The sequence below is a fragment of the Burkholderia sp. Bp9143 genome (genome assembly GCF_003853645.1).
Taxonomy (GTDB): domain Bacteria; phylum Pseudomonadota; class Gammaproteobacteria; order Burkholderiales; family Burkholderiaceae; genus Burkholderia.
In genome coordinates this window covers 34,792-58,754 of the sequence record NZ_QTPO01000033.1, presented here as the reverse complement: position 1 = coordinate 58,754, position 23,963 = coordinate 34,792, and the positions used below count along the sequence as shown (strand labels likewise).

The window sequence follows — 23,963 nt, the reverse complement described above, 5'->3', positions numbered from 1 at the left end:
TGGACGAGGAACACCATGGAAATCGATCTGAATGCCGATCTCGGCGAAGGATGCGGCTCGGACGAGGCGCTGCTCGACCTCGTCACGTCGGCGAACATCGCGTGCGGCTGGCATGCAGGCGGCGCGAATGCGATGCGCGACTGCGTGCGCTGGGCCGTGCAGAAAGGCGTGTCGATCGGCGCGCACCCGAGCTTTCACGACCCGGAGAATTTCGGCCGCAAGGAAATGCAACTGCCGGCCAGCGACATCTATGCGGGCGTGCTGTACCAGCTCGGCGCGCTGTCGGCGATCGCGCAGGCCGAGGGCGGCCGCATCGCGCACGTAAAGCCGCACGGCGCGCTGTACAACCAGGCCGCGCGCGACCCGATGATCGCCGACGCGGTGGTGTCCGCGATCCACGACTTCGATCCATCGCTGGCCGTGTTCGGGCTCGCGAACAGCGTGTTCGTCGCGGCCGCGCGCCACGCGGGGCTCGTCGCGGTGGAGGAAGTGTTCGCCGATCGCGGCTACCGCGCGGACGGCTCGCTCGTGCCGCGCAACCAGCCCGGCGCGCTGATCGACGATGAGGATGCGGTGCTCGCGCGCACGCTCGACATGGTGCGCGAGCGGAAGGTGCGGGCGGTGAGCGGCGAGTGGGTACCGCTCAATGCGCAGACCGTCTGCCTGCACGGCGACGGGCCGCATGCGCTGGCATTCGCGAAGCGGATTCGCACGGCGCTCGAAGCGGCGGGTGTCGACGTCGTCGCGCCCGGCGCGCTGCAGGCCGACGAAGGCGCCTGACAGGCGCGCGAGCCCCGCTGCCGCTCGGCGAAAACCGCCGCACCAAAGAAAAAAGCGCCCGAGTGGCGCTTTTCTGTTGGCGCAATCGCCGCGGCCTTCGCCGTCTGTCGATTCGCCCCCCGAAACCGTCTGTCGACGGTGACCGGAAAAATGCTCCGGGTTAAAAAACGTCCGCCGCCGCCCGATTACTGCTTCCCCCGGTCGGACGACGGAACGTCGCTTATACCGCAAGTCTGCCGCATGCATTTGTTGTGCCGACGATGTATGGCCCCGCCGTGCATGCAGACACTCCGCGGCCGGCACGACTATCACGTGCCGGCAACGCTAACCCCGCGCTTTGTTTTCTGCTACCCCGTAGAACTTTTTCTATTCTTTTCATTTTTTCAACTTGTGGGATGAAGAATAGAGATTCGCAGAACGGGATGTCAATCGTCTTAAACGCTATTTCCTGAGGATTCGAGGGTTTTCCTTATCGAATCGCGCGGCCGCGCAGGCGCCTCACACCGCACGCGCGCCGTCAATCAAACAGGGGAGGATCGGTGCGCAGCACCCGGCGCGATCAGTTCGCGTCGACCTGATACCCTTGCTGGCGCAACAATTCGAGCACGCCGCGCGGGCCGCCCAGATGCAGCGCGCCGATGGCGACGAATACCGGCCGGTTCGGCGCGGCGATTGCCGTCATCCGTGCAACGAAGCGCCGGTTGCGCTCGTACAGGATCTTGGTGTCGATCGACGCCGACAGCGCCTTCGAACGGGCCAGCCGCTCGCTCTTCGCGACCGCCCACGCCGAGATCGCATCGGCGTCGCCAATTCGCCACAGCCGGTGCAGCGACTTGATGTCGTCGGCGTTCTGCGCCGGGGTCTGCACCATGTCCTGCGCGAGCATCTCGCGCTGCTCGGCGAGCGTCAGCCCGGTGAACGCGCGCATCTGCTCGGCGAGCGTCTCGAGCCCGATCACGCGGCCGCCCTTCTTCTTCAGGAACACGTTCTGCAGCTGCGCCTCGGTGCCGAACTCGGTCTGCAGGCCGGCCGCCAGCGAGTCGTAGGTCTCGACGACCAGCGCCGCGAGCCACGGCCGCATCCGGCGAATCTCCGCGAGCGCGGCCGGATTGCCGCGCAGGCGTGCCGCGAGGCGCTGCCACAGCGGCTCGGGCAGCTGGCGCTGCAGGCACGGGTAGCGGCACACGCCGTACTTCGACACGTCGTCCTGCGATTCGAGGAGGTCGTCCGGCGACAGCTCGAGCGCGAGCGTCGGCGACGCGGCGAGCGCCGCGAGGATGCGCGGCCGGAACGGCTGCGCGGGCGGATAGTCGGACGGGTCGCCCGTATGCAGCGTGCCGAGCACGTACAGCGTGACCTTGCCCCGGGTCGCGACATAGAACGGCATGCGCGCGGGCTGCACGCGCACCGTGCCGCGCGCGACCGTGCCGTTCGACACGGACGGCGCGTGGAAGCCGGGCAGGTTCATGGCGGGCGGCGGAACCTGCGCCGGATGGATCGGCGAACTCGCCGGCGCACGCCCTTCGGCATGCGCGGCGTCGACCGGGACCAGCACGCTGGCGGCCACGCACGCGCCGGCCAGCGCCGCGCCCGTGACCGTGCGCACGCTCCAGCGCCGTGCGTTGCGGCACGCGCGCATCACGCGCGCGCTGCCGGCCCCCGAACGGCGCACGCCAGGCGCGCGCGCCGCCAAACCATCAGGCATTCGCCTCCCCTACCTCCTCGGCGCGATGGCAGGCCACGCGGCGTCCGTCGACGTCGCGCAGCTGCGGTTCCTCGACGCGGCAGCGCTCGACCGCGTACGGGCAGCGCTGGTGAAACGCGCAGCCCGACGGCGGATTGAGCGGCGACGGCAGTTCGCCCTGCAGCTTGATCTGCACGCGACGGTCTTCCTCGAAGATCGCCGGCGTCGCCGACATCAGCGCGCGCGTGTACGGATGGCGCGGCCGTGCGTAGATCGTCGCCTTGTCGCCGAGCTCGGCGACGCTGCCGAAGTACATCACCATCACGTCGTCGGCGACGTGCTCGACCACCGACAGATTGTGCGAGATGAACACGTAGCTCGTCTTGAACTGCTCCTGAAGGTCCATGAACAGGTTCAGGATCTGCGCCTGGATCGACACGTCGAGCGCGGACACCGGCTCGTCGGCGACGACGATCCGCGGATCGAGGATCATCGCGCGCGCGATCGCGACCCGCTGGCGCTGGCCGCCCGAGAACATGTGCGGATAACGCTTCGCGTGCTCGGGCCGCAGGCCGACCGTGCGCATGATCTGCGCGATGCGCTGCGCGCGTTCGGCGGCCGTCAGGTTCGTGTTGATCTCGAGCGGCTCGGCGAGTGTCTGCTCGACCGTCTTGCGCGGGTTCAGCGACGCGAACGGGTTCTGGAACACCATCTGCACGCGGCGGCGCAGGTCGGCAACCGTCTCGCGGTTCGCGCCGGCCACGTTCTTGCCGTCGATCACCAGGCTGCCCGCGGTGGGCGTCTCGATCATCGTGAGCTGGCGCGCGAGCGTCGATTTCCCGCAGCCCGACTCGCCGACGACGGCGAGCGTCTTGCCGCGCTTCAGCGAGAACGACACGCCGTTCAGCGCCTTCACCGTGCCCTGGCCGAACATCCCGCGCTTGACCGTGTAGTGCTTCGCGAGGCCGTCGGCCACCAGCACGGCTTCCTCGTCGTGCGGCGTGGCACGCGTTTGATTGACTGCATTCATCGTGCACCTCCCGTCAGGTCGAGGTTGGAAACATTGAGCGGCTTGATGCAGCGCGCACGCATCGCATCGTTGGCCGGCACCAGCGTATCGAGCGCAGGACGCGCCTTGCGGCAATCGTCGACGACGTACTTGCAGCGCGGCGCGAACAGGCACCCGGACGGGCGATCATCGCGGCCGGGCACCATGCCCGGCAATGCGGCAAGGCGACGCGCCCCCTGATTGTGCTCGGGAATCGCCGCGAGCAGCGCTTCGGTGTACGGATGATGCGGCGCACGGAAGATGTCCGGCACGCGATTGGTCTCGATGACCTCGCCCGCGTACATCACCGCGACGCGCTGCGCGACCTCCGACACCACGGCCAGGTCGTGCGAGATCAGCACGAGCGCCATCCCGCGCTCCTTCTGCAGCTTCACGAGCAGATCCATGATCTGCGCCTGGATCGTCACGTCGAGCGCGGTGGTCGGCTCGTCGGCGATCAGCAGCTTCGGGTTGCACGCGACCGCCATCGCGATCATCACGCGCTGGTTCATCCCGCCCGACATCTGGTGCGGGAACGCCGTGATGCGGTTCTTCGCATCGGGAATGCCGACCTGGTCGAGCAGTTCGAGCGCGCGCCGGTGCAGCGCGTCGCCGCGCAGCCCTTCGTGCAGCTTCAGCACCTCCTTGATCTGGTACCCGACCGTGTAGCTCGGGTTCAGGCTCGTCAGCGCATCCTGGAACACCATCGCGATGTCCTTGCCGACGATCTTGCGGCGCGCCTTCGGCGACGCCTTCAGCAGGTCCACGCCGTTGAACGTCACCTCGTCGGCCGTCACCTTGCCGGGCGCGTCGATCAGGCCCATCAGCGCCATCATCGTCACGCTCTTGCCCGAGCCCGATTCGCCGACGACGCCCACCACCTCGCCCGGCGCGATCGACAGGTTGATCCGGTCGACGGCGGGCAGGCCGTTGAAGTTCACCGCGAGATTGCGGATGGTCAGAAGATCTTGGCTCATGTTCACGCCATCCGTTTCAGTTTGGGATCGAGCGCGTCGCGCAGCCCGTCGCCGAGCAGGTTGATCGCGAGCACCGAAATCAGGATCGACAAGCCGGGCATCGTCACGATCCACCATGCGTTGTCGATGTAGTCGCGCGCGGACGCGAGCATCGCGCCCCACTCGGCGGTCGGCGGCTGCACGCCGAGGCCGAGGAAGCCGAGCGCCGCGGCGTCGAGGATCGCCGACGAGAAGCCGAGCGTCGCCTGCACGATCAACGGCGCCGTGCAGTTCGGCAGGACCTGCGAGAACATCAGGCGCACCGTGCCGGCACCGGCCACGCGCGACGCCGTCACGTACTCCTTCTGCAGCTCGCCGAGCGCCGATGCGCGCGTGAGGCGCACGTAGGCCGGCAGCGCGACGATCGCGATCGCGAACATCGTGTTGGTGAGGCCCGGGCCGATGATCGCGACGACCGCGACCGCGAGCAGCAGCGACGGCAGCGCGAGCAGCACGTCCATGATGCGCATCACGGGCGTGTCGGCCCACTTCTGGAAGAACGCGGCGACCAGCCCGAGCACGATGCCGGGGATCAGCGCGAGCACGACCGACACGAAGCCGATCCAGAACGACATGCGCGCGCCGAACATCAGGCGCGAAAGGATGTCGCGGCCCGCTTCGTCGGTGCCGAGGATGAACTGCCAGTTGCCGCCGGCGAGCCACGCGGGCGGGATCTTCACGAAGTCGCGGTATTGCTCGACCGGGCTGTGCGGCGCGATCAGCGGCGCGAAGATCGCGACCAGGATCAGCACCAGCACGACGATGCCGGCGCCGACGGCGCCGCGATTGCGCGAGAAGTTGGCCCAGAACTCGCGCAGCGCGAGCGCACGGCCGCCGGCCGGCGCGGATTCGCTCGGCAGGGTATTTTGCAGATTGCTCATGGAATTACCTCGTGTGGCGGATGCGCGGATTCAGCACGCCGTACAGCAGGTCGACGACCAGGTTCACGACGATCACGAGCGTCGCGATCAGCAGGATGCCGCCCTGGACGACCGGATAGTCGCGGCGGCCGATCGCATCGATCAGCCATTTGCCGACACCGGGCCACGAAAAGAGCGTCTCGGTCAGCACGGCGCCCGCGAGCAGCGTGCCGATCTGCAGGCCGATCACGGTGACGACCGGGATCAGCGCATTGCGCAGCGCATGCACGACGACCACGCGCGCGGGCGACAGCCCCTTCGCGCGGGCGGTGCGGATGTAGTCCTCGCGCAGCACTTCGAGCATCGACGAGCGCGTCATCCGCGCGATCACCGCGAGCGGGATCGTGCCGAGCACGATCGCGGGCAGGATCAGGTGGCTGACCGCCGACTTGAACGCGCCTTCGTCCGGCGCGAGCAGCGCGTCGATCAGCATGAAGCCGGTCGGGTGCGGGAAGTCGTATTCGACGGCGATGCGCCCCGATACTGGCGTCCAGCCGAGGTACGACGAAAACACCATGATGAGGATCAGCCCCCACCAGAAGATCGGCATCGAGTAGCCGGTGAGCGCGGTGCCCATCACGCCATGATCGACGATCGAGCCGCGCCGCAGCGCGGCGATCACGCCGGCCGGCAGCCCGACCGCGAGCGCGAACACGAGCGCGCACAGCGACAGCTCGACGGTCGCCGGGAAGCGCGCGAAGAATTCGCCCGCGACGCTGGTGTTGGTGATGATCGACGTGCCGAGGTCGCCGTGCAGCGCACGGCCTATGTAGTGGATGTACTGCAGGGGCAGCGGCTGGTCGAGGCCGAGCCGTTTCATTGCCTCCGCATGCATCGCGGGATCGACGCCGCGCTCGCCCATCATCACTTCGATGGGGTCGCCCGGTATCAGGTGAATCAGCGCAAACGCCAGGATGGTGATGCCGATGAAGGTCGGGATCACCATGCCCACGCGGCGCAACACGAATGTGAACATGATGCGTCTCGTATTTTCTTGTGGGAAATGTGCGACCGGCGACGGGAAGCTTTTGGCCTCCCGCCGCCGGATGAATGAGCTAGTCTTCGCGACAGCTTACACGGGTCGTGTTACTTCACGCCGACACCGTCGAAGCGGGCATAGCCGAGCGGCTCGATACGCATGTCGACCACGGTCTTGCGTACGGGCTGGTAGACCGTCGAGTTCGCGATCGGCGAGAACGGCAGCTGCTGCGCGAAGATCTGCTGGGCCTGCGTGTAGATCTTCGTGCGCGCGTCCTGGCCCGTCGTCGTGCGACCCTTCTGGATCAGCTCGTCGAACGGCTTGTAGCACCAGTGCGAGAAGTTGTTGCCCTTGATCGCTTCGCAGCCGAGCAGCGTGCCGAGCCAGTTGTCGGGGTCGCCGTTGTCGCCCGTCCAGCCGATCAGCATCGTGTCCTGCTCGCCCGTGTGCGCGCGCTTGATGTACTCGCCCCACTCGTACGTGACGATCTTCGCCTTCACGCCGATCTTCGCCCAGTCGGCCTGGATCATCTCGGCCATCAGGCGGGCGTTCGGGTTGTACGCGCGCTGCACCGGCATCGCCCACAGCGTGATGTCGAAACCGTTCGGATAGCCGGCCTTCGCGAGCAGCGCCTTCGCCTTCTCGGTGTCGTTCGGGGCCATCTTCAGGTTCTTGTCGTACGACCATTGGGTCGGCGGCATCGGCGCGCTGGCGGCCTGGCCTGCGCCCTGGTACACGGACTCGAGAATCGCCTTCTTGTTGATCGCCATGTCGAGTGCCTGACGCACTTCGAGCTTGTCGACCGGCTTGTGCTCGACGTTGTACGCGAGGTAGCCGAGGTTGAAGCCCGGCTGCGACGGCATGTCGATGCCCGAGTCGGCCTTCAGCGTCGTGATGTCGGCCGGACGCGGATAGCTCATCACCTGGCATTCGTTGCGCTTGATCTTCTGCACGCGCACGCCCGGGTCGGGCGTGATCGAGAAGATCAGCTTCGAGATCTTCACCGCGCCCTTCTTCCAGTAATCAGGATTGCCGTCGAAACGGATCGTCGCGTCCTTCGTGTAGCTGCGGAAGATGAACGGGCCCGTGCCGATCGGCTTCTGGTTGATGTCGGCGGCCTTGCCGGCCTTCATCAGCTGATCGCCGTATTCGGCCGACAGGATCGACGCGAATTCCATCGCCATGTTCTGGATGAACGGCGCGTTCGGCTCGGCCAGCGTGAACTTCACGGTGTACGGATCGACCTTCTCGACCTTCGTGATCAGCTTGTCGAGGCCCATGTCGGTGAAGTACGGGAACGACACCGGGTAGGCCTTGCGGAACGGCTGGTTCGGATCGAGCATGCGCTCGAACGAGAACACGACGTCGTCCGCGTTGAATTCACGCGTCGGCTTGAAGAAGTCGGTCGTGTGGAATTTCACGCCATGGCGCAGGTGGAACGTGTACACCTTGCCGTCGGACGAGACGTCCCACTTCTCGGCGAGGCCAGGCTCGACCTTGGTGCCGCCGCGCTCGAATTCGACGAGGCGGTTGTAGACGGTGAACGTGGCGGCGGTGAAATCGACGCCGGTCGTGAATTGCGCGGAATCAAAACCCGCCGGGCTGCCTTCTGAGCAGTAGACGAGCGTTTTGTTCGGGATCTGTGCGAATGCAGAGCCCGCGACGCCGAGCGATGCCGCTGCCACGCCTGCAATGGCGGTAACACGCAGGGTGTGCAACAGACGGTTGTATTCCATGTTTCCTCCAGGTCTCCAGATCGGAACCGGTCCCCCCAGGGGCCGGGTACGCGGATATTACTTGAGCTAGCGATTCTGCAACAAGCTGGAGAAAAAACTCTTCTAGACGCATCCACGCGGGTTTTTGCGGATGTCTCGCGCCCGCGAAAAGTGCGTTTGCACGCGCGAGCGGCCATTTCGCCGATCCCGCGCGTGTTTCCTTCGACAACTAAACAATTCGTACGCGCATGCGAACGTGCGTCACGCGGCATGTCCGCGTGAATTCCCGGACTTCGCCGCGCATTATTGCGTTTTCCGAAATGATGAGATGCCTGTCCTGGAATGCACCGTCAGGCCGGCGCGTCGAGATCCGCGCTGCGCGCGGGCACGAACGCGACCGCGACGATCGACAGCGCAATCCCCGCCATCACGTAATAGGTCGGCGCGAGCGGCGTGCCCGTCACCTTGATCAGCCACGTGACGATGAACTGCCCGAAGCCGCCGAACAGCATCACCGCGACGTTGTACGCGATCGACAGCCCGGTCGAGCGCACGTTGGCCGGGAACAGCTCGGCGATCATCGCACCGAACGGCCCGTAGTAGCCGGCGAGCGTCACCGACAGCACGGCCTGCACCACGATCAGCCGCCCGATGCTCGGCGCCGCGTCGAGCCACGCGAACAGCGGATACATCAGCGCGAGCGTCAGCACGAGCGACCACAGCGACAGCCCCTTGCGGCCGATGCGGTCCGACCACGCGCCCGCGACCGGCGACAGCACCATCAGCAGCAGGTTGCCGATGATCACCGCGTAGAACGATTCCGCATACGGCAGCTTCAGCTGCTTCACCGCGAAGGTCGGCAGATAGCTGATCAGCACGTAGATCGTCACCGTCAGCGCGATCACCGAGCCGAGCCCGCACAGCACCTCGCGCGGATGGCGCGTGAACACGTCGCCGAGCGTCGCGCGGCGCGCGCTTTGCTGCGCATGCAGGAACGCTTCGGAATCGGCGAGATGACGGCGGATATAGAAGCCGATCGGCCCGATCACGAGCCCGAGGATGAACGGCACGCGCCAACCCCAGCTGCGCAGCGCGTCATGCGACAGCCCGCGCGTGACGGCCGCGCCGACCAGCGCGCCGATCAGCAGCGCGGCCGCCTGGCTCGCCATCTGCCAGCTGCCGTAGAAACCGCGTTTCGAGAACGGCGCGGCTTCGATCAAGAGGGCGGTCGCGCTGCCGAATTCGCCGCCGGCCGAGAAACCCTGCAACAGGCGGCCGAACACGATCAGGAGCGGGCCGCCGATGCCGATCGCCGCATACGGTGGCGCGATCGCGAGCAGGAAGATGCCGGCCGTCATCAGCAGGATCACGAGCGACAGCGCGGCCTTGCGGCCCGCGCGGTCCGCATACAGCCCGAACACGATGCCGCCGATCGGGCGCATGAAGAACGCGACGCCGAACGTCGCGGTGGTCAACAGCAGCGAAGAGTATTCACTCGAAGTCGGGAAAAACAGCTCGGCGATCACGACCGTCATGAAGCCGAACACCGTGAAGTCGTACCACTCGAGCGCGTTGCCGATCACGGCCGCCGCGACCGCGCGCCGGTTCAGCGCACGCTCGGGCCGGATCGTTTTCGTTGAATTCGCAATCGTCGCCATGCGAGCCTCGTCCTCGTGAATTCGCCGTATCGGGGCGGCGCGGCGTGCGGGGGGCCGCGGCGCGCTGGTTTGCAGCGAGTGTAGAAAGCGACGGAACCGTTTTCAAGCATAAAAAACGCCCGCCGTCGTCCGACGGCGGGCGTTTTGCGGTTTTCGCCACATTGCGGCATCGCACGATGCCGCCACGGACGTCAACCCATCTTCGAGAATGCGCTGCACCAGCCCTTCGCCGACACCTGCTTGCCGGGGAACGCGCCGCACGGGCCCGAAGCCGAACCCTTCTTGCCCTGGTACAGCATGCAGGCCGCGCAATCCTGGCCCGCTGCGTATTTCGGATACTTCGTCTTGTCGACCTTCGTGGCATCGGCCTTGTAGCCGAGCGCCACCGCGGTCGGATCGGTTTCCGACAGCATCGGCGCATCGGCCAGCGCTTCACGCGACAGCGCCAGCGCCAGCGCGGACACGGCACCAATGCTCGTAATCAGGAAACTCCGACGGGTTGCTTTCATGGGGGACTCGCTCCAACGTTATCGGTTTGAAAGCCGTTCTGGCGACGGCCGTTCGACAGAATAACGCTCAAGCGAGCAAATGTGCGCGCCGAAATGCCGGAGATAAGGGATTTCACACGGGGTTTTGCACGGCCGGCCCGCACGGATGCGGACCGCGTGCGTCACGTATGCGACGTCATGTCGCCGACGCGCTGCGCGAGCGCGAGCGACGCGGTCAGCCCCGGCGACTCGATGCCGAACAGGTTCACGAGCCCGCGCACGCCGTGCTGCGCCGCACCCTGCACGATGAAGTCGGCCGGCGGCTCGCCGGGCCCCGCGAGCTTCGGCCGGATCCCTGCGTAGGCCGGCTGCAGTGCATCGTCGGGCAGTTCCGGCCAGTACGCGCGAATCGACGCGTAGAACGCCTGCGCGCGCGCCGGATCGACTTCGTAGCGCAGCGCATCGACCCATTCGACGTCCGGGCCGAAGCGCGCCTGCCCGGCCAGGTCGAGCGTCAGGTGCACGCCGAGTCCCGCCCGGTCCGGCATCGGATAGACGAGGTGCGAGAACGGCGCGCGCCCGGCCAGGCTGAAGTAGTTGCCGCGCGCGAGATAGAGCGGCGGCACCCAGCGCGGGTCGAGGCCGCGCGTGCGGCGCGCGAGCGCCTGCGCGCCGAGGCCCGCGCTGTTGATCACGCACGCCGCTTCGATTTCGGTCGGCGCGTCGCCGCCGGTACGCACGACGAAGCGGCCGCCGCGCAACACGTCGATCGACTCGACCGGGGCTTTCAGCGCACACGTCGCGCCGTCGCGCTCCGCATCGCCCAGCAGCGCGAGCATCAGCTGGTGGCTGTCGACGATGCCGGTGCTCGGCGAGAACAGCGCCTCCGTGCATTCGAGCGCGGGCTCGAGCGTCTGCGCCTCGGTGCGCGTGAGCGGCATCAGGTCGAGCACGCCGTTTTCCGCCGCGCGCGCGGCGATCGCCTTCAACTGCTTCACCTGCGCGGCGCTCGTCGCGACCAGCAGCTTGCCTGTGCGCCGGTGCGGCACGTGATGCGTTTCGCAGAATTCGTACAGCAGGTCGCGCCCGTGCACGCACGACATCGCCTTCAGCGAGCCGCGCGGGTAGTAGAGCCCCGCGTGAATCACCTCGCTGTTGCGCGCGCTCGTTTCCGTGCCGATCGCGTCGGCCGCCTCGAGCACGATCGTTTCGCGCCCGCGCGCGGCCAGTTCCCGCGCAATCGCCAGACCGACCACACCCGCGCCGATCACCACACAACCGATCTGCTCCATGGCGTTTCGCGTCGCTCACGCGTCGAGGGGAGAGAAGAGAATTGTACGTCCCGGTTCGCCCGCTTGCCGAACGTATGCACATCCGACCGGGCGAGCGCATCGCGCGGCCCGGCGCGACGCGCACGGGCCGCGGCGAGGCGCGCGCCGCCGGCTCAGAATCCGATCGGCCGGCGCTTCGCCGCGCCCTCGTCGGCGCGAATGTCGGACGGTGCGATCACGTCGCGGCCGTCGAGCCGCGCGGCGCCGAACGCATGCAGCAGCGCACGGCGCATCGTGCGCGGCGGCGTCGCGGCCAGCACGTCGAGCGCGTCGTCGTCGAGCGCGTCGGGGAAGCGCCGCCCCCACGCGTGCGACGTGCGGATCTCGTCGTAAATTGTCTGCGCGATCCGGCGCGCGCCGGCCGCGTCCGGCGGCGCGATCTCGTACACGTTCATCCGGTTCAGCAGCGGCTCCGGAATCGCCTGCGCATCATTCGCGGTCGCGACCCAGATCACGTTGCCCGCATCGATCGGCACTTCGGCGAATTCGTCGACGAACGCGCGCGCGGTGTCGTGCTCGAGCAACGCGTACAGCGCGCCGAGCGGATCGTATTGCGCGTCGCTGCCCGCCTTGTCGATCTCGTCGACCGCGATCACCGGGTTCGCATAGCTGCCGTTGACGAGCGCATCGAACACCTTGCCGGGCTTCGCGTTCTTCCATTGCGACGATGCGCCCGACAGGATCCAGCCGGCTGTCAGCGAACTCATCGGCACGTAGTGGTACGCGGTGCCGAGCAGCTGCGCGAGCGCCTTCGCGAAATGTGTCTTGCCGATGCCGGGCGGCCCGAGCAGCAGGATCGGCATCAGTTCGAGCCGGTCGTCCGTCTCGAGGCACAGCGCGACCTGCTTGCGCACGTCGTCGAGCGGCTCGGTGAAATTGGGCAGCGCGTTGCCGAGTTCGTCGAACGACGGCATCCGGTTCGGCTTCACGCAAAAGCGTAGATTGCCGGTCTTGAGCATCCGCTCGTAGGTGGCGCGCAGTGCGTCGCTCGCGCTCTCGTTCAGGTCGTTCAGCGCGGTCTCGACCTGCTCGAGGTCGTACACCGTGCTGAAGGACGCCACCGCCAGTTCCTGTTTCACCATCGCCGTCGTCATACCAACCTCGCAACCGCTGCCGTCACACGACCATCAGACCCTTACGATTTCAGTGTAGCGATCCCGCATCGGCGTGCAAGCAAGCAGCCGTCCCGGTCTGCTGCTAACACCGCGCGCGCACCGCAGCGTCGCGCCGCGCGGCGTATGATCGAAAGTTTACCGGCCGCCGCGCCGGCCTCGCCGACGGCGCGCGAGCGTCGGCGAGTTCGCGCGCTTTTACGCTTGAAAACGCGCGACGCGCACCTACCTTTCGATCAGGACCGGATCGTGCTGCGAACCCGCGGCGACGCGTCCTGTCACACCACTGTCCAAATCGATCGGGCGTAAGATGTGCGTCCGTTCCCCGCTCCCCGCGTTTCCGGAGAAGTTTCATGCTGAAACACGGCCTGGCCGTCCTGCTCGCGAGCGCCGCGCTCGCGGCCCATGCGCAGAGCCCCGCACCGGCCGTCGTCGCGTGGGAGATCCAGGTGGTGCGCGACGCTCAGACGATCGACACGTTCCAGCAACGCACCACCGTGGGTCAAACCCGCACCGACACCCATCGCTATCCGTCCGCCGTGCCCGTCGGCTGCGGCAATGCCGCGCGGGTCGTGCCGACCGAGCGCTCGCGCTCGGTGACGGTCGCGCCGCTCACCGTCGACGACGCCGCGCACACGGTGTCGCTCGCGCTCGACGTGCAGGAAACCCTCGACGACGAAAACGCGACGCGCAGCGATCCGTGCCTGCCCGCGTCGCCGCGGCAGATCGTCGCGAGCCATCCGGGGCTGTCGGTCGGCGGCGAAGCCTGGACCGACTGGACGCTCGTCGAGCAGCACCCGCAGCTCGTCTACCGCGTGCGCGCGCACGTCGCGAAGGACTGAGCGCCATGTCCGCCGACGCCCTGTCCTTGCCGTTCGCCGAACCGCACGCCGCGCCCGACGAAATCACCGCGGTCAGCTGGAACCTGCACAAGGGCCGCTCGCCGCTCGGCTTCACCGCATGGAACGCGATGCGCAACTGGATGCAGTCGACGCACGCCGACGTGTATTTTCTGCAGGAAGCGATGGCGCGCCGCATGCCGCGCCCGATGCTCGCACCCGGCTTCGGCGCGCCGATGGACGACGCGGTCGACGACGTGTGGCACTGCCAGGCCACCGAGATCGCGCAGGCGCTCGACTGGCAGATCGCACTCGGGCCGAACGTGTTCAAGCCGTCGTGGCGGCACGGCAACGCGATCCTGTCGCCGCATCCGCTCGACCTGGGCGGCCGCTGGGACATCTCCGCGCACCGCTTCGAGCGGCGCGGGCTGCTGGTCGCGCGTGCGACGCTTGCCGGCGCGCGGCCCGTCACGCTGCTGTGCGCGCACCTCGCGCTCACGCGCGCGGCGCGGCTGCGCCAGATGCACTGGATCGCACACTGGATCGTGCGCAACGCAGGCGACGACCCGCTCGTGCTCGCCGGCGACTTCAACGACTGGCGCAACGATTCGGTCGCGTTGTTCGCCGAGATCGGGCTGTCCGAGGTCGCGACGCTGCTCGGCCAGTCGGGCCGCACGTTCCCCGCGTTCTCCCCGGCGCTCGCGCTCGACAAGATGTTCGTGCGCGGGCTGACGCCGCTCGAATGGCAGGCGCCGTCCGGCGAAACCGCGTGGCTGTCGGACCACCTGCCGTATATCGCACGGCTGCGCCTCGATCCGCAGTGACGCAGTCGCGCGGCGGCACGGCCAGCGCGGCCGCGCGGCGCCGCGCTCGTCGGCCTCGGCGCGAAGCTCGCGGCCGATCGCTGAAAGCCGGTTGCAAGACTTCGTTGCGCCAAATCCGCGCGGCCGCGCGGGTCAAGCCCGCATCTGCCCCAAGCAGGGTAAAATAACGAGTTCCTCAAACGTCTGTCATCGAGAAGGCGCGTGTCCGACGCGCCGGCCGGCCGATCCGCGATCGGGCCGACGCACTCGGTTTTTTTGCCCGTTTTTGGGCCCGTTACACGCGTCCGCTACGCGCGTCCGTTTTCAAAGCCATGAGCAAATACGACACCGCCACCGTCCAATCCGTCCATCACTGGACTGACACGCTTTTCAGCTTCACCTGCACCCGTGAGCCGAGCCTGCGCTTCAACAACGGCGAATTCACGATGGTCGGCCTCGAGGTCGATGGCAAGCCGCTCGCGCGTGCCTACTCGATCGTCAGCCCGAACTACGAAGAGCACCTCGAATTCTTCAGCATCAAGGTCCAGAACGGCCCGCTGACGTCGCGCCTGCAGCACCTGAAGGTGGGCGACTCGGTGCTGATCGGCAAGAAGCCGACCGGCACGCTCGTCGCCGACAACCTGCTGCCCGGCAAGACGCTGTGGATGCTGTCGACCGGCACGGGTCTCGCGCCGTTCATGTCGATCATCCGCGACCCGGACATCTACGAACGCTTCGACAAGGTCATCCTGACGCACACCTGCCGCCTGAAGGGCGAGCTGGCGTACATGGACTACATCAAGCACGACCTGCCGGGCCACGAGTACCTCGGCGACATCATCAAGGAAAAGCTCGTCTACTACCCGACGGTCACGCGCGAGGCGTTCGACAATGAGGGCCGGATTACCGACCTGATCGCGACGGGCAAGCTGTTCACGGACCTCGGCGTGCCGGCGTTCTCGCCGGAAAACGACCGCGTGATGCTGTGCGGCAGCACCGCGATGCTGAAGGACACGACCGACCTGCTGAAGCAGGCCGGCCTGGTCGAAGGCAAGAACAGCGCGCCGGGTCACTACGTGATCGAACGCGCATTCGTGGACTGATCGATCCCCGAATTTGTGCCGCATCAAGAACCGGAGCAATAGCTCCGGTTTTTTTTTGTCCCTACTTGGCGAATTCGTAACAAACTGGGACCATTCCATGTCAAATCGTTACATTTGGATACGAGCCGTCCAGGTGCTTTCGTGTCGGTGTTTTTCCTACAACAGCTTCATTCCGATTATTCACATTTACCCTTAAATGGCCGCCTGACATGATCTTTTCAGAAATTTTGAGATATTATTCGGCCCGCGTGGATGGCGTTCGGATGGTCATTGAAGGGTCGGACTCAAACGTTACAAAATGTAACTTTTGTTACCTCGGCAAGGGGCGATTCTCCGGCGGCGACCGTCATCGAAACGGCAGCCGATCCACGCAGCCAGCCGGTGCCTGAACCGCTTTCTGACAGCAGGGAGAGTCATGGATACGTCGCTCAACGCGCCCCCGCGCGCCCACGCCCCGTTCCCGTCGCAGCCGCTCGTGCATGGCTGCGACGCGGCCGCACCCGTGGCCGAAGCCCTGCCCGATCGCGACACGTCCGCCGCCCGGATCGCCGCGCTGTCCCTCCAGCTGATGGCCGCCGACGAAGCGGCCCGCAGCCATCTGGCCGGCGAGCTGCATGACGGGCTCGGCGCCGAACTCACCGCCGCGCGTTTCGCGCTCGCAAACGTTCAAACGTGGCTGCCGGCCGATGCGCCGGACGGCTGCCTGCGTGCGCTCGAGTTGGCGCAGCGGTCGCTCGACGCCGCGACCGACGCCAATCGCCGGCTGATCGACGAGCGCGACACGCCGGCACTCGACGGCGGCGTCGTCGGTGCACTGTCGGCGTGGGTCGACAGCCACGCAGCCCGCACCGGCCTGCGCACGAGCTTCGTCTGCGCGGCCGACGCCCGGCTCACGCAACTCGGCGGCGCCGGCGCGCTCGCGATCTTCCGCGTCGCGCAGGAAGCGCTGTCGAACGTCGCGAAGCATGCCCGCGCGGCGTCCGTCGACGTGCAGATCGACACGGACGGCTCGCATCTGTCCCTGATCATCACCGACGATGGGACCGGTTTCTCCCGCAGCCGGCGCTCCGGCTATGGCCTCGCCGGGATGCGCGCACGCTGCGAGGCGTTCGGCGGCAGCTTCGACGCGAGCGGACCGGAAGCGGACCGCGGTACGCGCGTCACCGCGCGCTTCGCGTGGGACTCGCTGTTCGCGGTGCCGGCCGCCGCGCGCCGCGCGTCGCTTTCGTGAGGTCGTCATGAGCCTGAACATCCTGCTCGTGGACGATCACGCGATCGTCCGGCAAGGGATCCGCCACCTGCTGATCGACCGCGGCGTCGCGCGCAACGTGACCGAAGCCGAGACCGGCAGCGATGCGGTGGCCGCCGTCGACCGCCAGGCCTTCGACGTGATCCTGCTCGACATCTCGCTGCCGGATACGAACGGCATCGAGGTGCTCAAGCGCATCAAGCGCAAGCTGCCGGGCGCGGCGGTGCTGATGTTCTCGATGTACCGCGAGGATCAGTACGCGGTGCGCGCGCTGAAGGCCGGCGCGGCCGGCTACCTGTCGAAGACGGTGAATGCCGCGCAGATGATCGGCGCGATCCAGCAGGTCGCGGCCGGCCGCAAGTACGTGAGCCCGGCGATGGCCGAGGCGCTCGCCGAATACGTGTCGTTCGAGAACGAACCGCTGCCGCACGAGAAGCTGTCCGACCGCGAATACCAGACGCTCTGCATGCTCGCGTCCGGCAAGCGCCTCACCGACATCGCGAACACGCTGTCGCTGTCGGTGAAGACGGTCAGCGTGTACCGGACGCGGCTGCTCGAGAAGATGCGGCTGTCGAACAACGCAGAACTGACGTTCTACGTGATGAGCAACCGGCTCGTCGAGATGGCGCCCGCGTCGGGCGCCTGATCCATCGGATTCACCGGAATCGCGCGATTCACCGCGCCGGCCGGCTCCGCGCCGGCTCCGGCCGCCGAACGTTGCGCGCAAGCGCTTGTTTTATCGGGCGATTCCGGCGCGCGCCGCTGCGCCGCAGCGGGTCTTCCACGCCAAATCGGCTAAAATTCCGGGTTTTCACTCACTCGGCGCCGCCGCACTCGCGCGCGCTGGAGACTCATCCGCAATGTCCCTCTTCCGCAAGAAAAACGTCGATCGCATGATCGCCGGTGCGCACGGCGCCGGGCTCAAGAAAGCGCTCGGCGCAATCGACCTCACCTTCCTCGGCATCGGCGCGATCATCGGCACCGGCATCTTTGTGCTGACCGGCACCGGCGCCGTGCAGGCCGGCCCCGCGCTGATGCTGTCGTTCGTGATCGCCGCGATCGCGTGCGGCCTTGCGGCGCTGTCGTACGCCGAATTCGCATCGACGATTCCGGTCGCGGGCTCCATCTACACGTACTCGTACGCGACGCTCGGCGAACTCGTCGCATGGATCATCGGCTGGGACCTGATGCTCGAATACGGCCTCGCGGCATCGGCCGTGTCGGTCGGCTGGTCGGGCTACCTGCAGTCGCTGCTGCAGGGTTTCGGGCTCTCGCTGCCGACCGTGCTGACGGCCGCGCCCGGCGCGATTCCGGGCGTCGTCACGTGGTTCAACCTGCCTGCGTTCCTCGTGATGGTGGTGATCACGACGCTGCTGTCGATCGGCATCCGCGAGTCGACCCGCATCAACAACATCATGGTGTTCATCAAGGTGTCGGTGGTGCTGCTCGTGATCGCGGTCGGCGTGTTCCACGTGACGCCCGCGAACTGGAAGCCGTTCATGCCGCACGGCTGGAACGGGGTGTTCGGCGCGGCGGCCGTGATGTTCTTCGCGTTCATCGGCTTCGACGCGGTGTCGTCGGCGGCCGAGGAAGTGAAGAATCCGAAGCGCGACCTGCCGATCGGCATCATCGCGTCGCTCGCGGTGTGCGCGGTGCTGTACGTGACGGTCGCGGCGGTCGCGACCGGCATCGTGCCGGCGGCGCAGTACGCGAACGTGTCGCACCCGATCTCGTATGCGCTGCAGATCGCCGGCGAGAAGTGGGTCGCGGGCTTTATCGATCTCGGCGCAGTGCTCGGCATGCTGACCGTGATCCTCGTGATGAGCTACGGTCAGACGCGGATCATCTTCGCGATGTCGCGCGACGGGCTGCTGCCGGCGGCGCTGTCGCGCGTGCACCCGCGCTACGCGACGCCGTTCCTGACGACCTGGCTCGTCGGCCTGTTCTTCGGGCTGATCGCCGCGCTCGTGCCGCTCAACGTGCTCGCCGAGCTGATCAACATCGGCACGCTCGCCGCGTTCTCGATGGTGTCGATCGCGGTGCTGGTGCTGCGCCGAACGCACCCGGAACTGCCGCGCGCGTTCCGCTGCCCGGGTGTGCCGGTGGTGCCGATCCTCGCGGTCGGCGCGTGCCTGTTCCTGATGCTGAACCTGCAGCCCGTCACGTGGGCCGCGTTCGGCATCTGGCTCGTGATCGGCCTCGTGATCTACTTCCTGTATTCGCGGCACCACTCGAAGCTCGCCCGCGGTCACCACGACGCGCACTGACCCGCACCGCCGCGTGCGCATGCCGCGCGCGGCGGTGCGATACCGCACCGGGCCATGACCGGCCCCGTGCGGCACCCCTCCCCCCCGTTGTCGAACCCGCCGCCGGGCACGCGCCGCCGCGCCGCTCCCGCGCGCGGCCGCTGCCCGATCGTCGCGATGTCTTGCTCGATCCTCCGGATTTGCGCAGACGATTCGCACGCTGCCTGCGGGCGCGCGCCGGGCGGTTCATAATCCCGCCATCGAACACGGCCCTGCCCGGCGGGCCGTCCGCCAACAGGAAAAGATGATGGAAAGCGTCGATCTCGATGTACTGAAATCCAGCGCGCGCTGGCTCGACGAAGGGCGCCGTGTGCTGCTCGTGACGGTCGTGAAGACGTGGGGCTCGTCGCCCCGCCCAGAGGGCGCGATGCTCGCCGTGCGCGAGGACGGGCTCGTGGTCGGCTCCGTGTCCGGCGGGTGCATCGAGGACGACCTGATCGCCCGCGTGCATGCGAGCGGAATCGCAACCGACGCGCGCCCGGAAGCCGTCAAGTACGGCGTGACGGCCGAGGAAGCGCACCGCTTCGGTCTGCCCTGCGGCGGCACGATCCAGCTCGTGCTGGAACCGCTCACGCGCGACAGCGGGATCGCCGCGCTGTGTGCGGAAGTCGAAGCCGGCCGCCTCGTCACGCGCACGATGACGCTCGCCACCGGCCGCGCGTCGCTGTCGCCCGCGCAGGCGACCGACGGGCTCGGGTTCGACGGCGAACGGCTCGTGACGATCCACGGGCCGCGCTACCGGATGCTCGTGATCGGCGCGGGGCAGTTGTCGCGCTATCTGTGCCAGATCGCGGTCGGGCTCGACTACCAGGTGACGGTTTGCGATCCGCGCGAGGAATACACGGATGCGTGGGACGTGCCGGGCACGCGCGTCGTGCACACGATGCCGGACGACACGGTGCTCGACATGAAGCTCGACGCGCGTTCGGCCGTGATCGCGCTCACGCACGACCCGAAACTCGACGATCTCGCGCTGATGGAAGCGCTCAAGACACCCGCGTTCTACGTGGGCGCGCTCGGCTCGCGGCGCAACAACGCGGCGCGGCGCGAGCGGCTGCTCGAATTCGACCTGAGCGAAGCGGAACTGGTGCGGCTGCACGGGCCGGCCGGCATCTACATCGGCAGCCGCACGCCGCCGGAAATCGCGATCTCGATCCTCGCCGAGGTGACGGCCGCGAAGAACAACGTGTCGCTGCCGACGATCCTGCAGGTCGAGGGCGCGAAGGCCGCCCGCGAGATCGCGGCAAACAGCGGCGCGACCTGCGGCCTCTGAGGCCCGCCGGCACCGGCGCATGGCCGGCGCGCCGGATGCGCGCACCATGCGCCGGCAGCAAGCCGGCGCGTTTCGACTGTTGCGTCAGGCGAGGCCCGCGGCGAGCGCCGCGGCGACCGAGCCGGCCACCAGCACGACGCCGACCGTGCGGCGCTTGTTCAGCTCCGTCCACAGCAGCACGCCCGTCAGCGACAACAGGATCAGCGAACCCGCGATCGTGTCCATCAGCAGCACCCAGCCCAGATTCATGCCGACGCCGCGATGCAGGTTGTTCAGCGTCGTCAGGAACGTGTTGCCGGTGCGCTTCACCGACACGTAGCCGTTGCCGACCCAGTACTCGGCCTGCAGGTTCTGGTGCGGACCGTACAGGCCCATCTGCCAGTGCTCGGGCTGCATCACGCGCCGGTCGCCCCAGGCGACCGGCTGCGCAGGCTCCTTGCGCACGCGGCCCGGCCGGCCGTCGAAGTGCAGTTCCTGCTGCAGCCACTTCGTCATCGCGGCCGGTGACTTCGGCACCGGGTCAGGCAATGCGATCTGCATCTGCTCGACTTGCGGTTCGCCGGTCGGGATCTTCAGCGGCGGCGCGCGATGGTTCAGCAGCACGCCCGTCATGCCGAACAGCAACCCGAGCACCGCGCCCCACAGCCCGACCCAGCCGTGCACCTTGCGCAGCCACTTGATGAAGGTCGCGCGGCGCGAGCGCTGGCGGCGCGCCGCCAGTTCGGCGTCGCTCAGGGGACGTGCGGCCGGATGCAGCACGGTGACGCCCGCGGGGGGCCTGCCCGCCTGCGGCGGGGCGATTGTTTCGGGCGCGTTCACGCGAGAGTGTCCATTCGTTCAAAACAACGGGCGGCGCACGGAAAAACGTGCGCCGCCCGGTCAGCATGAAAATGAGAATGGATATCATTACACAAATAGCACGACCGCTCAATCCTCCGGCGCACGGCGGGCGAGCGGAAAAGTCCGGCGATAACCGACAAAGCATGTGGATTGCACGCCAATCCTTGTCAATAGAAGAAAAATGCCGGCGAAATGATCGCGAAAGACCCGGACAGCATTTCGCAAGATAACCGGAGCCGGCGCGCGCTCAGCGGCGCAGCGGCGGCAGCGGAAAGCGTGGCGCGGCGTCGCCCGGCTCGGGCTCGGTGCGATCGAGCGCGTACAGCCACGCGAGCAGATCCGCGACGGCCTGGTAAAGCTGCGGCGGAATCCGGTCGTCGAGGTCGACCTGCATCAGCAGCGACACCATCTCCGGCGCGGTATGCACGTACAGCCCCGCATCGCGCGCCCGGGCGACGATCATCTCGGCGAGCAGGCCATACCCCTTCGCGACCACGCGCGGCGCGGTATCGCCGCCTTTCGGATCGTAGACGAGCGCGGCCGCGCGCTTGCGGGAGGTCATGCTCATCGCGGGCTCTCGTCGTCGGCACGCGGCGTACCGCCGGCCGCGCCGCGCGCGTATGCAGCAACGGCGGCCTGCGCGACCAGCGGGTCGAAGCCGTCCGGTTCGTCGCCGACCGCGCGAATCGACAGTCCGCCGAGTTGCAGCCCCGATCCCTCGAACCGCTGCCGCAGCGCGGCCTCGTTCCGCGTGAGCCGGTCGGCGCCGGCCGAATTCGCGCGCAGCCGCGCGACGAGCTGCTTGCCGTTCAACACCAGCTCCGCGTCGACCGTGCCGAGCGACAGCAACGTGAGCGTCAGCCGCGTACGCCATGCGATCCCGTCCCCCGTGTCGTCGCCGCCGCGCGACGCGTGGCCGCCCGGGTCGTCGGGCTCGATCGTCCAGTCGAGCCGCGCGCCGGGCCACGCCTCGCCCGCCCAGCGGAACTGGTCGGTCGCGAGTGCATCGAGCTGCTGCCGGACGATCGGCACGGCGGCCGGATGCACCGGAACCGGCGCCTGCGGATCGGACGACGCGGCGGCCAGTTCGGCACGCGCGGGCGTCCAGCGCGTGTCGGGGTGGTCGCCGAGCGGGTCGGTCGTCGCGGCCGTGCTCGACGCGGCAGCCTGCCGGGCCGCCACCGCCGCGTTCTGCACGAGTTCGTGCGCGCCCGCACCGCCCGGCGCGGGCGCACCCGGCTGCGTGGCGGATCGCGGCGCCGCCGTCGGCAACGGCAGACGCTGCGCGAGCAGTTCGTCGAGCACGTCGGGCGCATCGTGCTGCGCGGCATCCGGGGCAGGCTGCACCGGCGCGGTCGTGAGGCGCGCCTGCGGTTCGCGCATCAGCGCGGCGAGCGGGCGCTGGCCGGCCAGCCACTGCGCGAGATGGGATTCGTAAAAGAGGCCGCTTTCGCTCACGGCCTGCGCGAGCGCCGCGCGCAGCGCCGCGACGGGCGGTGCGGCCGCCGCAGCGCGCGCGGCCGCGACGTCTGACGCGGGTGATGCGGTGGAAGCTGCAACGGCAGAAGCAACCGGATCGGAGGCCGGCTGCCCGTCCGGCGGCGCGGCCGCCGCGGCGCTCAGCAGCACGGAAGGATCGGCCAGCAGCGGCGCGCGTCCGGCGATGACGGGTGTCGCGACACCGCCCGAGCGCGAGATCGCGTCGAGCACGAGCGCGACATCGGACAGCGCAGTCTGCGCGGACGCCGGCGGCGCGGCCGGCGTGGCTCCTGGCGAAGACGGCGACGACGCGCCGGTGCTCGGCATGCCGACCTGCGCGGTCGCACCGCCGCCGGCGGGCGCCGTCACGGTGCCGGTCAGCAGGCTGTCGAGGCGGCTCGCCAGCAGGGCGGCTGCAACGGAGTCGATACCGGTCATGATCGGAGCCTGCTCACCTCAGCCACATCGTTGCGAAGCCGGGCACGCGGCAACCGCCGCCCCGGCGAACGGGCACTACCCGCGAGCGCGGTAGAGATCGGTCAATACCTTGGTCGAGCGCCGCGCCTCGAACAGCGCGGACAGCCGTGCGACTTCCGGGCTCGCGAGATCGCGGATCGCGGCGTCGTCGGCGAGGATGCGCCGGATCAGCGTGAGCTTGCGGCCGAGGTCCGCTTCGTCGAGCGCGACGCCCGGATCGGCCTCCTTCAACCCGTCGACGAGCCTCAGGAATTCGGCCTGCAACTCCGGCAGCGCGCGCCAGTCCGCGCCGCGCGCCGCGGACAGCATGCGGCCCGACACGGCCGCGAGCGCCTCGTAACGTGCGAAGTATTCGGCCTTGAGATTCATCGTGCCGCGCCCGCCGCCTGTTGCGCGGCCATGCGCGCGACTTCCGGGGCGATGCCCGTCCACGCTTCCTCGAGCGTCGCGAGCAGCCCGTCGACCTCGACCAGCATCGCGTCGCTCGCATGCAGGTTGGCTTCCAGCAGGCGCCGGCCGATATACGCGTACAGCGCGTCGAGGCGCCCGGCGATCTGGCCGCCCGCGTCGAGGTTCAGCGACGCCTGCAGGCCGCTCTCGACGATCCCGATCGCCTTGCCGATCGCTTCGCCGCGTGCGGGCACGTTGCCCTGCTGCAAATGGATGCGCGCGAGCGCGATGGCCTGTCGCGCACCCTGGTACAGCATCGCGATCAGCCGGTGCGGGGAGGCGCCCATCACCCCTGTCTCGACGCCGACACGCGCGTACGCACTGGCTCCAGCGTGTCCTGGGGAAAACATGCGCTTCTCCTTGTGATGCGGTGGCTATGCGGTGGCCGCCGCCCTGCGATGCAGGACCCGGCC

General features: G+C 68.0%; 23 protein-coding genes. 8 read left to right on the top strand and 15 right to left on the bottom strand.

Annotation, left to right across the window (positions count from 1 at the left end; all coding sequences use genetic code 11):
- Positions 1–15: 15 nt before the first annotated feature.
- Positions 16–780: a 5-oxoprolinase subunit PxpA gene (gene pxpA / locus DIE23_RS23945; RefSeq protein WP_124614403.1), complete on the top strand. Its 765-nt coding sequence runs from the start codon at positions 16–18 to the stop codon at positions 778–780.
- A 559-nt stretch (positions 781–1,339) separates the two neighbouring features.
- On the opposite strand, the gene DIE23_RS23940 is transcribed toward pxpA, so the two are convergent.
- The 10 genes from DIE23_RS23940 to DIE23_RS23895 form a co-directional block, all read right to left on the bottom strand.
- Positions 1,340–2,485, bottom strand: a complete 1,146-nt coding sequence (locus tag DIE23_RS23940; protein WP_124614402.1) for a TraB/GumN family protein — start codon at positions 2,483–2,485, stop codon at positions 1,340–1,342.
- Positions 2,478–3,494 carry a peptide ABC transporter ATP-binding protein gene (locus DIE23_RS23935; RefSeq protein ID WP_124614401.1) on the bottom strand — a complete coding sequence of 339 codons (1,017 nt, stop codon included), beginning with the start codon at positions 3,492–3,494 and terminating at the stop codon, positions 2,478–2,480. The genes DIE23_RS23940 and DIE23_RS23935 overlap by 8 nt, the downstream gene beginning before the upstream one ends.
- A complete protein-coding gene (locus DIE23_RS23930) occupies positions 3,491–4,489 on the bottom strand; it encodes an ABC transporter ATP-binding protein (protein ID WP_044848857.1) in 999 nt (332 codons plus the stop codon). The genes DIE23_RS23935 and DIE23_RS23930 overlap by 4 nt, the downstream gene beginning before the upstream one ends.
- A gap of 2 nt (positions 4,490–4,491) precedes the next feature.
- Positions 4,492–5,409, bottom strand: coding sequence for an ABC transporter permease subunit (locus DIE23_RS23925; protein WP_124614400.1), 918 nt, complete (start codon positions 5,407–5,409; stop codon positions 4,492–4,494).
- Between the two features lie 4 nt (positions 5,410–5,413).
- Positions 5,414–6,424, bottom strand: coding sequence for an ABC transporter permease subunit (locus DIE23_RS23920; protein WP_124614399.1), 1,011 nt, complete (start codon positions 6,422–6,424; stop codon positions 5,414–5,416).
- A 110-nt stretch (positions 6,425–6,534) separates the two neighbouring features.
- The gene (locus DIE23_RS23915) at positions 6,535–8,163 is read right to left on the bottom strand and encodes an ABC transporter substrate-binding protein (protein WP_124614398.1); all 1,629 of its coding nucleotides are present in this window, start codon (positions 8,161–8,163) and stop codon (positions 6,535–6,537) included.
- Between the two features lie 329 nt (positions 8,164–8,492).
- Entirely contained in the window at positions 8,493–9,800 is a 1,308-nt protein-coding gene (locus DIE23_RS23910) for an MFS transporter (RefSeq protein ID WP_124614397.1), read from the bottom strand.
- A gap of 191 nt (positions 9,801–9,991) precedes the next feature.
- Positions 9,992–10,309: a high-potential iron-sulfur protein gene (locus tag DIE23_RS23905; protein ID WP_124614396.1), complete on the bottom strand. Its 318-nt coding sequence runs from the start codon at positions 10,307–10,309 to the stop codon at positions 9,992–9,994.
- Positions 10,310–10,470: 161 nt separating this feature from the next.
- A complete protein-coding gene (locus tag DIE23_RS23900) occupies positions 10,471–11,580 on the bottom strand; it encodes an NAD(P)/FAD-dependent oxidoreductase (RefSeq protein ID WP_124614395.1) in 1,110 nt (369 codons plus the stop codon).
- A 152-nt stretch (positions 11,581–11,732) separates the two neighbouring features.
- The gene (locus DIE23_RS23895) at positions 11,733–12,713 is read right to left on the bottom strand and encodes an AAA family ATPase (protein ID WP_124614394.1); all 981 of its coding nucleotides are present in this window, start codon (positions 12,711–12,713) and stop codon (positions 11,733–11,735) included.
- A gap of 371 nt (positions 12,714–13,084) precedes the next feature.
- On the opposite strand from DIE23_RS23895, the gene DIE23_RS23890 reads away from it, so the two are divergent.
- The 7 genes from DIE23_RS23890 (at position 13,085) to DIE23_RS23860 (ending at position 20,304) form a co-directional block, all read left to right on the top strand.
- A complete protein-coding gene (locus DIE23_RS23890; RefSeq protein WP_124614393.1) occupies positions 13,085–13,573 on the top strand; it encodes a hypothetical protein in 489 nt (162 codons plus the stop codon).
- A gap of 5 nt (positions 13,574–13,578) precedes the next feature.
- Positions 13,579–14,394: an endonuclease/exonuclease/phosphatase family protein gene (locus DIE23_RS23885; protein WP_124614392.1), complete on the top strand. Its 816-nt coding sequence runs from the start codon at positions 13,579–13,581 to the stop codon at positions 14,392–14,394.
- A gap of 311 nt (positions 14,395–14,705) precedes the next feature.
- Positions 14,706–15,476: a ferredoxin--NADP reductase gene (locus tag DIE23_RS23880; RefSeq protein WP_059535031.1), complete on the top strand. Its 771-nt coding sequence runs from the start codon at positions 14,706–14,708 to the stop codon at positions 15,474–15,476.
- A gap of 415 nt (positions 15,477–15,891) precedes the next feature.
- Positions 15,892–16,707 carry a quorum system sensor histidine kinase RqpS gene (gene rqpS / locus DIE23_RS23875; RefSeq protein WP_124614391.1) on the top strand — a complete coding sequence of 272 codons (816 nt, stop codon included), beginning with the start codon at positions 15,892–15,894 and terminating at the stop codon, positions 16,705–16,707.
- 7 nt (positions 16,708–16,714) lie between these two features.
- Positions 16,715–17,371, top strand: coding sequence for a response regulator transcription factor RqpR (rqpR, locus tag DIE23_RS23870; RefSeq protein ID WP_124614390.1), 657 nt, complete (start codon positions 16,715–16,717; stop codon positions 17,369–17,371).
- Positions 17,372–17,585: 214 nt separating this feature from the next.
- Complete coding sequence (locus tag DIE23_RS23865; RefSeq protein WP_124614389.1) at positions 17,586–18,992, top strand: amino acid permease; 1,407 nt, start codon at positions 17,586–17,588, stop codon at positions 18,990–18,992.
- Positions 18,993–19,278: 286 nt separating this feature from the next.
- Positions 19,279–20,304 carry an XdhC family protein gene (locus tag DIE23_RS23860; protein ID WP_124614388.1) on the top strand — a complete coding sequence of 342 codons (1,026 nt, stop codon included), beginning with the start codon at positions 19,279–19,281 and terminating at the stop codon, positions 20,302–20,304.
- Between the two features lie 84 nt (positions 20,305–20,388).
- Here the strand turns inward: DIE23_RS23860 and DIE23_RS23855 are convergent, their stop codons facing one another.
- From DIE23_RS23855 to fliS, 5 genes are all read right to left on the bottom strand, one after another.
- Positions 20,389–21,123 carry a PepSY-associated TM helix domain-containing protein gene (locus DIE23_RS23855; protein ID WP_124614387.1) on the bottom strand — a complete coding sequence of 245 codons (735 nt, stop codon included), beginning with the start codon at positions 21,121–21,123 and terminating at the stop codon, positions 20,389–20,391.
- Positions 21,124–21,391: 268 nt separating this feature from the next.
- Positions 21,392–21,712, bottom strand: a complete 321-nt coding sequence (locus DIE23_RS23850) for an EscU/YscU/HrcU family type III secretion system export apparatus switch protein (RefSeq protein ID WP_124614386.1) — start codon at positions 21,710–21,712, stop codon at positions 21,392–21,394.
- Entirely contained in the window at positions 21,709–23,061 is a 1,353-nt protein-coding gene (locus DIE23_RS23845) for a flagellar hook-length control protein FliK (protein ID WP_124614385.1), read from the bottom strand. Before DIE23_RS23845 ends, DIE23_RS23850 begins: the two co-directional genes overlap by 4 nt.
- Positions 23,062–23,136: 75 nt before the next feature.
- Positions 23,137–23,469 carry a flagellar protein FliT gene (locus DIE23_RS23840; RefSeq protein WP_124614384.1) on the bottom strand — a complete coding sequence of 111 codons (333 nt, stop codon included), beginning with the start codon at positions 23,467–23,469 and terminating at the stop codon, positions 23,137–23,139.
- Entirely contained in the window at positions 23,466–23,900 is a 435-nt protein-coding gene (gene fliS / locus DIE23_RS23835) for a flagellar export chaperone FliS (RefSeq protein WP_124614383.1), read from the bottom strand. Before fliS ends, DIE23_RS23840 begins: the two co-directional genes overlap by 4 nt.
- Between the last annotated feature and the right edge of the window lie 63 nt (positions 23,901–23,963).